Genomic DNA, 12,296 nt, shown 5'->3' with positions numbered 1-12,296 from the left:
TCTCGACGCGGCGCACTATGGTGCCATTTGATATGCGCCGTTGAGCGCGAGCACGTGGTCCTTCCAGATCTGGTCGTAGCGGGCGGGATCGTGCACCGGCCGACGGACCATTCGCATGGCGAACCGAGCCTGTTCGGCTGTCGTGGCGGACCTGCCGTGCAGCTCGACGGCATGGGTGTTGAAGTCCCGAACCAGTACGCCGAAGATCTCGTCGATCAAGGCCTCGTCGACACCAGATAGCCGGGCCTCCTCCAAAATGAGCTGGGCATAGGGCACGTTCGCGAAGAGTTGTCCCACGCCGAAGGCAAAGTCGATATCCTTCTGCTGTGCCGCGTCCGGGGTGGCGCTGGCCAGCAGCTCGGCGAACACGTCGACTTGCTCGCGCAGCAGTGCGACATTAGGCAGATGCGCGCAGGTGTCAAATGACGCGCGCCAGTCGTGGAAACGCACCTTACCCAAGCCCCCGGTGGGTCCCTGGGCAAACAGGAACGCGTCATCGGCGGCGTCGTCGCGACGCGGGATGACCGGCAGCGTGGAGTCGGGAGCGAACAGGTAGTTGGGCATGAATTTGCCGAGTAGCCCGATGTTGATGTGCACGGTGCCTTCCAACCTGGGCAGCAGGCCAATCTCGCGAGCCACGGTCTCGAAAAACGTGTCCTTTTCCACCCCTTTGGCCGCAATGACGTCCCACAGGGCGGTGATGACCCGCTCGCCTTCGCTGGTGACCTTCGCCTTGGTCAGCGGGCTGTAGAGCAGGTAGCGACGGTCGGCGGCCGACGCGCTGCGCATGTAGTCGCTGGCCCGGCTGGCGACCAGCTTCATCGCAATTAGCCGCACGTAGGCGTCGGTGAGCAGCCGCCGCACGTGGCTGAAGTCGGTCACCACAGTGCCGTACAGGTGACGGTTGGCCGCGTGGGTGACCGACTCGTAGAGGGCGTGGGTGCACATTCCGATGGCACCCCAACCCAGGTTGTACTTGCAGACGTTGACCGTGTTGAGGGCGGCGTGGAAGGCTTCGGCGCCACGATGCAGGATGTCGGCCTCGGTGACCGGGTAATCGCGCAGCGCGTAATTGGCCACATAGTTCTGCGAGTTCACCACATTCTTGATCAGGTCATACCGCTCGTGCTGGGAGTCGGCGACGAAGAAGACGTACTCCTGGCTTTCTGGGGTGCCGGCGATCTTGCCGAAGGTGGAGACCATCCGGGCCACGTTGGCGTTGCCGATGTAGTACTTCTCGCCGTTGGCGGTCCAGCCGCCGTCGCTGGGGGTAAGGATCATGTCGGTCTGATAGACGTCGGCGCCGTGGGTCTGTTCGGACAGGCCGAAGGCGAACACTTCGCCGGCCTCGAGCCCCGCGGCGGCCTTGCGCTTGGCGTCCTCGTTGGCGCTCATCCAGATCGGGCCCAGGCCTAGGGCGGTCACCTGGAAGGGGTACCAGTAGCTCAGCCCGTAGAAGCCCATGATCTCGGCGAACTCGCTGATCCGGTAGGTGTCCCAGCGGCAATCATCGGCGCCATAGGAGGCCGGCGTCAGTAGGGAAGCAAAGATGCGTTCCCGCCCGACGAAGTCCAGGAAGTCCGAGTACCAGATCCGCTCGTGGTCGTCGTGCTTGAGCCGGGCCTTCCCCCTGGACTCGAAGAAGTCCACCGTCGCGGCCATGATCTCCCCGGAGCGACGGTCTGGGTATTTGCGTGTCAAATGGTTGGGGTTGAGCAGCATAAGAATTGGCTCCCGAGCGGTTCGGTCAACGACGAGGGTGACGCTACTGCACTGCGGCCCCGCAAGACACCGATTGCGGCCTAGCATCAGTGACGTGCCAGAACTAAATACCGCTCGCGGACCCATCGACACCGCTGATCTCGGCGTCACGCTGATGCACGAGCACGTCTTCATCATGACCACCGAGATTGCGCAGAACTACCCGGAAGCCTGGGGCGACGAGGACAAGCGGGTGGCCGGCGCCATCGCCCGGCTAGGCGAACTCAAGGCCCGCGGCGTGGACACCATCGTCGACCTCACGGTGATCGGGCTGGGCCGATACATCCCGCGCATCGCCCGGGTGGCCGCGGCCACCGAGCTGAACATCGTCGTGGCCACCGGCTTGTACACCTACAACGACGTCCCGTTCTACTTCCACTACCTCGGGCCGGGCGCACAGCTGGACGGCCCGGAGATCATGACCGACATGTTCGTCCGCGACATCGAGCACGGCATCGCCGACACCGGCATCAAGGCGGGAATCCTCAAGTGCGCCACCGACGAACCCGGCCTCACCCCTGGTGTCGAGCGGGTGTTGCGCGCGGTCGCCCAAGCACACAAACGCACCGGGGCGCCGATCTCCACCCACACCCACGCCGGGCTGCGGCGCGGCCTTGACCAGCAACGCATCTTCGCCGAGGAGGGGGTGGACCTGAGCCGGGTGGTTATCGGACACTGCGGCGACAGCACCGACGTCGGCTACCTGGAAGAGCTCATCGCCGCCGGCTCCTACCTCGGGATGGACCGGTTCGGCGTCGACGTGATCTCACCGTTTCAGGACCGGGTGAACATCGTGGCCCGAATGTGCGAGCGCGGCCATGCCGACAAGATGGTGCTATCACACGACGCCTGCTGCTATTTCGACGCGCTTCCCGAGGAGCTGGTGCCGGTGGCGATGCCGAATTGGCATTACCTCCACATCCACAACGACGTCATCCCCGCACTGAAGCAGCACGGCGTCACCGACGAGCAGCTGCACACCATGCTCGTCGACAACCCGCGCCGCATCTTCGAGCGGCAGGGCGGCTATCAGTGAGACAGCCGCGCCGGGCGAATGCCATGGGCTTGGCATTGTGCATATATATCGGCTCCTTATTGATATATACTCCGATTCATGGCGAAACATCTCGTCGACATCGACGAGCAGGCTTTAAACATGGCTCGTACAGAATTGGGCACGACGACGATCAAAGACACCGTCAACGCGGCCCTGCGGCAAGCCACGTCTCAGCGAGTTCAACGCGTCGCCGCCGCTCTCGACACGCTGGCCGCCGCACCGCCAGAGGACCGCGCCGAAGCATGGCGCTGAAATATCTTCTCGACACCAGCGTGATCAAAAGGCTCAGCCGGCCCGCCGTGCGGCGGGCGGTGGAACCGTTGGCTGAGGCCGGTGCCGTCGCTCGCACGCAAATAACCGACCTTGAAGTCGGGTACTCCGCACGCAATGAGACCGAGTGGCAGCGGCTCATGGTGGCATTGAGCGCGTTCGACCTCATCGAATCGACGGCATCGCATCATCGCCGCGCGCTTGGAATCCAGCGCCTACTCGCTGCGCGTAGTCAGCGCGGTCGCAAAATCCCGGACCTGCTCATTGCCGCGGCCGGCGAGGAACACGGGCTGGTCGTTCTACATTACGACGCGGACTTCGATCTCATCGCCGCCGTGACCGGTCAGCCCTGTCAGTGGATCGTGCCAGCGGGCACGATCGACTAGGTGCCCGCCAGGTGTCAGCCGGCCGAGTCAGGGTGCAATCGCGTCCGCCTGAAGTTCGCCGACCGATATGGGTTCGTTGCGGCGCTCCCAGCGGCGCAACGCTTCCCGGCAGGGCGACTCGACCAGGGCGTAGCTGACCGCGGCGATCGCGAAACCGAAGATCAGCGTCAACACCAGCACCGTCGGCATTCGCCCGGTAAACGGGAACGCTCCGATCACGGGAAACACCATGGCCAGCGCGGCCAGATGCCAGATGAACAGGCCATAGGACCAACGGCCCAGGGTCACCATCGCGGGGCTGCCCAGCAGCCGGTGCGACGTGTCGGGCCGGTCCAGCACCAGCGGCGCCACCAGCGCGAACGCTACCAGCGAGCCCATCGCGGTCTTCACCGCGAATTGTGCCGCCGTGCCCGGAACCAGGCCCTCCGGACCCGCCAACGGCGAGGCCGCCACCAGGTAACCCAGCAGCGCGGTAACCGCCATCGCCACGCGGCGGCGCGCCCACCGATGCGGCAACCCGACCGGGCTGTAGGCCCACTCCGCCAGCAACATTCCCGCGGCGAACCACGAGAAGAACGCCGGCGGCCAGGTCAACGGGTTGATCCCCGACCCGGCGTCCAACGGGAGCCAGCCCCACGCCCAGCTGAGCGCCGCCAGCGCCGCGATCGCCGGCACTCGGGCACCGACCGGAATTCGGCGGCCCAGCAACGCTAAGACCGGCAGCGCCGCATAGAAGGCGACCTCCACGGACAGGCTCCACATCTGGGTCAGGCCGCCGGTCAGGGTCAGCGGCACATAGATCTGGGTGAGCGTCAGGTTGGCCAGCCACACGGTCAGGCTGGCATGATCCGCGTCGGGCAGCAGGGACAGGATGACGACCACCGCCACCACATAGGCCGGCATGATGCGCGCCACCCGCGATCGCAGATACGGACCGGTTCGCGGGTGTGACCGCAGATCTCGCGCCGCTGCGGCGTGTCCGCGCCACAACAAGAATCCCGACACGGCGAAGAACACCGCCACCGCCAGATCGAAGCGGCCGAACAGCCGCCCGCCCACACCGCTAGAGTGCCCGGTCTGGAACGCGACGTGAGTGACCACGACGCCGACGGCCGCGCATGCGCGCATTCCCTCGACGGCGGGCAGAAAGCCACGGGTCCCACCCACCACCTGGCCGTTGGTCACCAACACAGTGTGCCTGTGAGGTGTTTGCGGGCGAATCGGTGCACCCGATTCGTCCGCCGGGCCCATACGCTCTGCTGTTAGGGTCAAACGGGTTTTGCCTCGCTTGGTCAGGTCGGAGCGGGTCCCGACCGACGAGTCCATGGACCATAAGGAGGTCACAGCAACGTGAACCGCGCCGGCGACGATGCAGTGGGGGCACCGCCCGCTTGCGGGGGACGAAGCGATGAGGTGGGGGCACCACCCGCTTGCGGGGGAGAGCGGCGCAGGTGAACCGGGCAGTCATGTTGCGGTTCGCCGCGTGCGGCGCTATCGGACTCGGAGCCGCCCTACTGATCGCCGCCCTGCTGCTGTCGACCTATACCACCAGCAGGATCGCTGAGATCCCACTCGATATCGATGCCACGTTGATCAGCGACGGCACTGGAACGGCACTCGACTCGGCATCGCTAGCCACCGAGCACATCGTGGTCAACCAGGACGTGCCGCTGGTGTCCCAACAGCAAGTCACCGTCGAATCGCCCGCCAACGCCGACGTGGTCACACTTCAGGTCGGATCCTCGCTCCGGCGCACCGACAAGCAGAAGGACAGCGGGCTGCTGCTGGCGATCGTCGACACGGTCACCCTCAACCGCAAGACGGCGATGGCTGTCTCCGACGACACCCACACCGGCGGCGCCGTCCAGAAACCGCGGGGCCTCAATGACGAGAACCCGCCGACGGCCATTCCGCTGCGGCACGACGGGCTGTCTTACCGGTTCCCGTTTCACACCGAGAAGAAGACATACCCCTATTTCGACCCCATCGCACAGAAGGCGTTTGACGCCAACTACGAAGGCGAGGAGGACGTCAACGGTTTAACCACATACCGCTTCACGCAGAACGTCGGCTACACCCCCGAGGGGAAGCTGGTGGCTCCCCTCAAATACCCGTCGCTGTACGCCGGCGACGAGGACGGCAAAGTCACCACATCAGCGGCGATGTGGGGGCTACCCGGTGATCCGAACGAGCAAATCACCATGACCCGCTATTACGCGGCGCAGCGAACATTCTGGGTGGACCCGGTGTCCGGCACCATCGTCAAAGAAACCGAACGCGCCAACCACTACTTCGCTCGTGACCCACTCAAACCAGAGGTCACGTTTGCCGACTACCAGGTCACCTCCACCGAAGAGACGGTCGAATCCCAGGTCAACGCGGCTCGCGACGAGCGCGACCGGCTGGCGCTGTGGTCGCGGGTGCTGCCGATTACATTCACCGCGGCCGGCTTGGTCGCGCTGGTCGGCGGTGGTCTGTTCGCGTCGTTTAGCCTTCGGACCGAAGGTGCGCTGATGGCTGCCAGCGGGGATCGGGACGACCACGATTACCGCCGCGGCGGCTTCGAAGAACCGGTGCCTGGAGCGGAGGCTGAGACCGAGAAACTGCCCACGCAGCGCCCCGACTTCCCGCGCGAGCCGAGTGGCTCGGATCCGCCCCGACTCGGTTCGGCGCAGCCGCCCCCACCGCCGGACGCGGGGCATCCCGACCCCGGCCCGCCCGAGCGGCGCTAATCAGGCGACGTGCGCTGGTTCCGACCGGGGTACGCGCTGGTCTTGGTGCTGCTGTTGGCCGCGCCGCTACTGCGGCCCGGATACCTACTGCTGCGCGATGCAGTGTCCACACCACGGTCGTATGTGTCGGCCAACGCCCTAGGGCTGACATCGGCGCCCCGGGCGACTCCGCAGGACTTCGCGGTCGCTTTGGCGTCACACCTCGTCGACGGCGGCGTCGTGGTGAAAGCGCTGCTGCTGCTGGGGCTTTGGCTGGCGGGCTGGGGCGCGGCCCGACTGGTCGCAACGGCACTACCCGCAGCGGGGGCAGCCGGCCAGTTTGTCGCGATCACGCTGGCGATCTGGAATCCCTATGTGGCCGAACGACTTTTGCAGGGCCATTGGAGCCTGCTGGTCGGCTATGGGTGTCTGCCCTGGGTTGCGACCGCGATGTTAACGATGCGAACAACGGTTGGCGCGGGTTGGTTCGGGCTTTTTGGGCTGGCGTTCTGGGTTGCGCTGGCCGGCCTGACCCCGTCCGGGCTGCTACTCGCCGCGACAGTTGCGGTGGTGTGCGTGGCGATGCCCGGCGCGGGCCGCCCGCGCTGGCAATGTGGGGTCGCGGCGTTGGGCTCCGCGCTGGTGGGTGCGCTGCCCTGGCTGACGGCGTCGGCGCTGGGCTCGTCGTTGACCAGCCACACGGCAGCCAATCAGCTTGGGGTTACCGCGTTCGCGCCACGCGCCGAACCGGGGCTGGGCACGCTTGGCAGCTTGGCCAGTCTCGGTGGGATCTGGAACGGCGAGGCCGTACCTAGCTCGCGGACAACGCTTTTCGCAGTGGCATCCGCCGTCGTACTACTCGCCATGGTGGCGATCGGACTACCGACTGTGGCGCGCCGGCCCGTGGCAGTGCCGCTGCTGACACTAGCGGCGGTGTCCGTGATGGTCCCGGCTGTCCTTGCGACCGGCCCAGGTCTGCACGCGCTACGGGTGGTGGTCGATGCCGCACCCGGCCTGGGCGTGCTGCGCGACGGACAGAAGTGGGTCGCGCTGGCGGTACCCGGATACACACTCTCCGGTGCGGGCACGGTGCTAACGCTGCGACGCTGGCTGCGACCGGCAACGGCGGCGGTGGTCTGCTGTCTGGCGCTGGTCCTAACGCTGCCTGACTTGGCGTGGGGGGTGTGGGGCAAGGTTGCGCCTGTGCACTACCCGTCCGGTTGGGCGGCGGTGGCAGCGGCGATCAATGCCGATCCCCGGACGGTTGCGGTCTTGCCCGCGGGCACCATGCGGCGCTTCTCGTGGTCCGGTTCGGCACCGGTACTCGATCCGCTCCCCCGTTGGGTTCGCGCCGATGTGCTGACCACAGGTGATCTGGTCATTTCCGGGGTGACCGTTCCCGGCGAAGACGCGCACGCCCGGGCGGTCCAGGAGCTGCTGCTCACCGGGCCCCATCCGTCAACCTTGGCCGCGGCCGGCGTCGGGTGGCTGGTCGTCGAATCCGACAGCGCCGGCGACATGGGCGCGGCCGCACGCACCCTCGGCCGGCTAGCAGCGGCGCACCGCGACGACGAATTGGCTCTTTATCGGGTCGGCGGCCAAACCTCCGGTGCATCGTCGGCCCGCCTCAAAGCGACAATGCTCGCGCATTGGGCGTGGCTTTCGATGCTGCTGGTCGGCGGCGCTGGCGCGGCCGGCTATTGGGTGCGCCGACACTTACACCACTGCGAAGACACGCCGGCGAGCCGCGCCCAGGATTAAGTCTGTCGAAGCCGGCTCAAACCACGCCGCTGACAAAACGGCTGGCCTGCACTGCCTCCAACACGCTGCGCAGCGCTTCGGCGCTTTGCCGCCAGGAGAACTCACCGCTACGCGCCTGTGCCTTGGCGCCGAGTTGGTCACGCAGCACCGAATCGGACAGCAGTTGTTCGAGCCAAGCCACCAATTCGGCCCGGTCGTCGACCAATATGCCGGTCACCCCGTCGACGATCGAGTCCGCCAAACCACCGGAGGATCTGTACCCGATGGTGGGCACGCCGTGCTGGGCCGCCTCGATGACCGCGAGCCCCCATCCCTCTTTACGTGAGGGCAACAAGTGCACCCAGGAGCTTTGCAGCACATGGTGTTTGGTCACATCGTCGACATGCCCGTGAAAGGTAACGGCGTCAGCAATGTCGAGCCGGTGCACATGGTCAACGAGGCGCTGCCGCCACCAGCCACCGCCGACGATGTCTAGGTGCAGGCCCGGTATCCGAGGCTGTAGCTCCGCGACCGCTGCCAACGCGTCCTCGATCTGCTTGTGCGGCACCAGCCGGGAGAGCACCACCACACGCGGCGTGGGCGCACGTGGGCCGGACAACGTTGGCGACGGCGCCTCGTCGAGGCCGTTGCGCACCACAGCGATCCGCTCGCTGTCCACACCGAGGGCGATCAGATCCCGCGCCGACGGCAGCGACACCGTCACGTACTGGTTGCGCCGGTGTAGCCGTGGCGACAACATCGACTCGACATACCAGCCGAGCCGACCCATCATCCGCCCGGCCACCGGCCACTGCTCACGGTGGCAATGGTGTACCAGTACCAGCGACCGCCGGCCATACAACAGCCGGGCCACAAACGGCCAGCCGTTTTGGGTATCGACGACCACATCCGGGCGCACTCGGCGCAGCGGCCCAAGCCCACATCGGGCTGCGGCCATCGCCAGCAACGCCCATAGATACACCGAGTAGCGCCCGCCGGCACGACTGATCCGCACCCCGTCGACCAGTTCATGCCGTGGCGCACCGGGATAGCGAGCGGTGCGCAACGTGACTGCAATGCCCGATGCGGCCAACTGAGCCCCGATGCGTTGCAGATAGGCTTCGCTCCCGCCCCCCTGGGGGTGCCCGATGTCGCGCCAGCACAGCAGCAACACCGAGCGCAGAGCAGACATTGGTCGATAGCCTAGCGGGCCGTAGGGTGTGCCAGGTGGCGGTCACCGATGTGTTCGCGCGACGGGCGACACTGCGGCGCTCGCTGCGACTGCTGGCAGACTTCCGCTACGAGCAGCGCGACCCGGCACGGTTCTATCGCACACTGGCGGCCGACACCGCAGCAATGATCGGCGATCTGTGGCTGGCCACACATAGCGAGCCGCCAGTTGGCCGTACGCTGCTCGACGTTGGCGGCGGGCCGGGGTATTTCGCGACGGCGTTCTCCGACGCCGGTGTCGGCTACATCGGCGTCGAGCCGGACCCTGATGAAATGCATGCCGCCGGACCTGCGTTCACCGGCCGGCCCGGCATGTTCGTCCGGGCGTCAGGCATGGCACTGCCGTTCGCCGACGACTCGGTAGACATCTGCTTGTCCTCCAATGTCGCCGAACACGTGCCGCGCCCCTGGCAGCTTGGCACCGAGATGCTGCGGGTGACCAAGCCAGGCGGGTTGGTCGTGCTGTCCTACACGGTTTGGCTGGGGCCATTCGGCGGGCACGAGATGGGCCTCAGCCACTACCTCGGCGGCGCCCGCGCCGCCGCCCGATATGTCCGCAAACACGGCCATCCGGCAAAGAACAACTATGGGTCGTCGTTGTTTGCCGTGTCCGCCGCCGAGGGTCTGCGCTGGGCTGCCGGCACCGGAGCCGCGTTAGCCGTATTTCCCCGCTACCACCCCAGATGGGCGTGGTGGCTGACATCCGTCCCGGTGCTGCGTGAGTTCCTGGTGAGCAATCTGGTATTGGTGCTCACACCCTAATAATGGAACACGTTCTCGTTTCGCGTTCGGCTTGGGTAGGGTGACGCCATGACCGCCGGCGACGATGCCGAGCGCAGCGATGAGGAGGAGCGGCGCATATGTCTGACAGTGCCACGGAATACGACAAGCTTTTCATCGGCGGCAAGTGGACCAAACCGTCGACCTCCGATGTTATCGAGGTACGCTGCCCAGCCACTGGGGAATATGTCGGCAAGGTGCCGATGGCGGCCGCCGCCGACGTCGACGCCGCGGTCGCCGCAGCACGTGCGGCGTTCGACAACGGCCCCTGGCCCTCGACCCCGCCGCACGAGCGTGCGGCGGTGATCGCTGCGGCGGTCAAGATGCTGGCTGAGCGCAAGGACCTGTTCACCAAGCTGCTCGCAGCCGAAACCGGCCAGCCGCCGACCATCATCGAGACGATGCACTGGATGGGTTCGATGGGGGCGATGAACTACTTTGCCGGTGCAGCGGACAAGGTCACCTGGACCGAAACCCGCACCGGCTCCTATGGACAGAGCATTGTCAGCCGTGAGCCGGTCGGTGTGGTGGGCGCGATCGTGGCCTGGAACGTCCCGCTGTTTCTGGCCGTCAACAAGATTGCGCCGGCGCTGCTGGCCGGCTGCACCATCGTGCTCAAGCCCGCCGCCGAAACACCGCTGACCGCAAACGCTTTGGCGGAGGTGTTCGCCGAGGTGGGCCTGCCCGAGGGGGTGTTGTCGGTAGTGCCGGGAGGGATTGAGACCGGTCAGGCGCTGACGTCTAACCCGGACATCGACATGTTTACCTTCACCGGCAGCTCGGCCGTCGGCCGAGAGGTCGGCAGGCGTGCCGCTGAGATGCTCAAGCCGTGCACCTTAGAACTCGGCGGCAAGTCGGCGGCCATCATTCTCGAGGACGTCGACCTGGCCGCAGCTATTCCGATGATGGTGTTCTCCGGCGTCATGAACGCCGGACAGGGCTGCGTCAACCAGACCCGCATTCTGGCTCCGCGCTCCCGGTACGACGAAATCGTGGCTGCGGTAACTAATTTCGTAACGGCTCTCCCGGTGGGCCCGCCGTCGGACCCGGCAGCTCAGATCGGGCCGCTGATCTCGGAGAAGCAGCGGACTCGCGTTGAAGGCTACATCGCCAAGGGCATCGAGGAGGGCGCTCGGTTGGTGTGCGGCGGCGGCCGTCCCGAGGGCTTGGACAACGGCTTCTTTATCCAACCCACCGTATTCGCCGATGTCGACAACAAGATGACCATCGCACAGGAGGAGATCTTCGGGCCGGTGCTGGCCATCATTCCTTATGACACCGAGGAGGACGCGATCGCGATCGCCAACGATTCAGTGTATGGGCTGGCGGGCAGCGTGTGGACCACCGACGTGCCCAAAGGCATCAAGATCTCGCAGCAGATCCGCACCGGGACATACGGAATCAACTGGTACGCCTTCGATCCCGGCTCACCCTTCGGCGGCTACAAGAACTCCGGAATCGGCCGCGAGAACGGGCCCGAGGGTGTCGAACACTTCACCCAGCAAAAGAGTGTCCTGCTGCCGATGGGCTACACCGTCGCGTAGCTGGGCTAGGTGCCCGTCCAACGGGGCCGGCGCCTCTCGGCGAACGCGATCGCACCTTCCTTCGCGTCGTTGGAGGTGAACACCGGCACCAGGATCTTCATCTGCTCAGCGAACATAGTGTCGGGACTCCACCCACGCGACTCGGTGATAATCCGCTTGGTGGCCACCACCGCCAGCGGCCCATTGGCGGTGATCTTCTCCGCCAACGCGATCGCAGCATCGAGGGCGGTCCCCGGCTCGGCCAAAACGTTGACGAGCCCCAGCTCGTGCGCGCGTTCGGCCGGTAGGTTGTCACCGGTCAGCGCCAACTCCATGGCTATCGCATACGGGATGCGCTCCGGCAACCGCAGCAATCCCCCGCCGCCGGCAACCAGACCCCGCTTGACTTCAGGAATCCCGAACGCCGAATCCCTGGCCGCCACGATCAGGTCGGCAGCAAGCGCCAGCTCGGTGCCACCCGCCAACGCGTAGCCTTCCACCGCAGCAATGAGCGGCTTGGTCGGCGGACGTTCGGTAAAGCCAAGGCCGCGACCTTCGACGACGACATTCTCGCCCCGGGCGAACGCCTTGAGGTCCATGCCCGCGCAGAACGAACCGCCCCCACCGGTCAGGATTGCCACCGACAGGCCGGCATCGCCGTCAAGCTGATCCATCGCATCGGCCAAGCCCCGGCTGACTGCGGCGTTGACCGCGTTCTTGGCTTTCGGGCGGTTGATCGTGATGATCAAAATCCGATCCCGCTGTTCGACCAGAACCTCAGGTTCGGTGTTGGCTGCGTCGCTTTCGCTGCTCATACTGGCCTCATACTCGTCCGGTG

General features: G+C 66.0%; 11 protein-coding genes and 1 pseudogene. 8 read left to right on the top strand and 4 right to left on the bottom strand.

Annotation, left to right across the window (positions count from 1 at the left end; all coding sequences use genetic code 11):
* Positions 1 to 15: 15 nt before the first annotated feature.
* On the bottom strand, positions 16 to 1,722 hold the full coding sequence (locus FF952_RS01235) for an acyl-CoA dehydrogenase family protein (RefSeq protein ID WP_003401265.1): 1,707 nt from the start codon (positions 1,720 to 1,722) through the stop codon (positions 16 to 18).
* 94 nt (positions 1,723 to 1,816) lie between these two features.
* Here FF952_RS01235 and FF952_RS01230 point away from each other — a divergent pair, with 94 nt between their 5' ends.
* The 3 genes from FF952_RS01230 to FF952_RS01220 all read left to right on the top strand — a co-directional run bounded on the left by FF952_RS01230 (position 1,817) and on the right by FF952_RS01220 (position 3,474).
* The gene (locus FF952_RS01230; RefSeq protein WP_003900835.1) at positions 1,817 to 2,797 is read left to right on the top strand and encodes a phosphotriesterase-related protein; all 981 of its coding nucleotides are present in this window, start codon (positions 1,817 to 1,819) and stop codon (positions 2,795 to 2,797) included.
* A gap of 78 nt (positions 2,798 to 2,875) precedes the next feature.
* Complete coding sequence (locus FF952_RS01225) at positions 2,876 to 3,070, top strand: hypothetical protein (RefSeq protein WP_003911072.1); 195 nt, start codon at positions 2,876 to 2,878, stop codon at positions 3,068 to 3,070.
* Positions 3,061 to 3,474 carry a PIN domain nuclease gene (locus FF952_RS01220; RefSeq protein ID WP_003911071.1) on the top strand — a complete coding sequence of 138 codons (414 nt, stop codon included), beginning with the start codon at positions 3,061 to 3,063 and terminating at the stop codon, positions 3,472 to 3,474. The genes FF952_RS01225 and FF952_RS01220 overlap by 10 nt, the downstream gene beginning before the upstream one ends.
* 27 nt (positions 3,475 to 3,501) lie before the next feature.
* Here FF952_RS01220 and FF952_RS01215 read toward each other — a convergent pair whose 3' ends face one another.
* Positions 3,502 to 4,725, bottom strand: coding sequence for an acyltransferase family protein (locus tag FF952_RS01215; protein ID WP_003401260.1), 1,224 nt, complete (start codon positions 4,723 to 4,725; stop codon positions 3,502 to 3,504).
* A 99-nt stretch (positions 4,726 to 4,824) separates the two neighbouring features.
* On the opposite strand from FF952_RS01215, the pseudogene FF952_RS20870 reads away from it, so the two are divergent.
* From FF952_RS20870 to FF952_RS01205, 3 genes and pseudogenes are all read left to right on the top strand, one after another.
* Positions 4,825 to 4,924: pseudogene (locus FF952_RS20870) on the top strand (hypothetical protein); the annotation flags it as partial.
* 1 nt (position 4,925) lies between these two features.
* Positions 4,926 to 6,206 (top strand): cell envelope lipid trafficking protein PgfA, encoded by a 1,281-nt coding sequence (pgfA, locus tag FF952_RS01210; protein ID WP_016719572.1) that lies wholly within the window; start codon positions 4,926 to 4,928, stop codon positions 6,204 to 6,206.
* 9 nt (positions 6,207 to 6,215) lie between these two features.
* Positions 6,216 to 7,946 carry an MmpA family trehalose lipid delivery protein gene (locus tag FF952_RS01205; RefSeq protein ID WP_003401250.1) on the top strand — a complete coding sequence of 577 codons (1,731 nt, stop codon included), beginning with the start codon at positions 6,216 to 6,218 and terminating at the stop codon, positions 7,944 to 7,946.
* A gap of 16 nt (positions 7,947 to 7,962) precedes the next feature.
* Here the strand turns inward: FF952_RS01205 and FF952_RS01200 are convergent, their stop codons facing one another.
* A complete protein-coding gene (locus FF952_RS01200; RefSeq protein ID WP_003401246.1) occupies positions 7,963 to 9,117 on the bottom strand; it encodes a glycosyltransferase family 4 protein in 1,155 nt (384 codons plus the stop codon).
* Between the two features lie 35 nt (positions 9,118 to 9,152).
* On the opposite strand from FF952_RS01200, the gene FF952_RS01195 reads away from it, so the two are divergent.
* Both FF952_RS01195 and FF952_RS01190 read left to right on the top strand, forming a co-directional pair.
* Positions 9,153 to 9,917, top strand: a complete 765-nt coding sequence (locus FF952_RS01195) for a class I SAM-dependent methyltransferase (protein ID WP_003401240.1) — start codon at positions 9,153 to 9,155, stop codon at positions 9,915 to 9,917.
* Positions 9,918 to 10,015: 98 nt separating this feature from the next.
* Positions 10,016 to 11,479: an aldehyde dehydrogenase gene (locus FF952_RS01190; protein ID WP_003899865.1), complete on the top strand. Its 1,464-nt coding sequence runs from the start codon at positions 10,016 to 10,018 to the stop codon at positions 11,477 to 11,479.
* Positions 11,480 to 11,484: 5 nt separating this feature from the next.
* Here FF952_RS01190 and FF952_RS01185 read toward each other — a convergent pair whose 3' ends face one another.
* Positions 11,485 to 12,273, bottom strand: a complete 789-nt coding sequence (locus FF952_RS01185) for a crotonase/enoyl-CoA hydratase family protein (protein WP_003899864.1) — start codon at positions 12,271 to 12,273, stop codon at positions 11,485 to 11,487.
* Between the last annotated feature and the right edge of the window lie 23 nt (positions 12,274 to 12,296).

Origin of the sequence: Mycobacterium tuberculosis complex sp. N0072, assembly GCF_030323725.1 — a bacterium.
Lineage (GTDB): Bacteria > Actinomycetota > Actinomycetes > Mycobacteriales > Mycobacteriaceae > Mycobacterium > Mycobacterium tuberculosis.
This window is presented reverse-complemented; position numbering and strand designations above follow the sequence as displayed.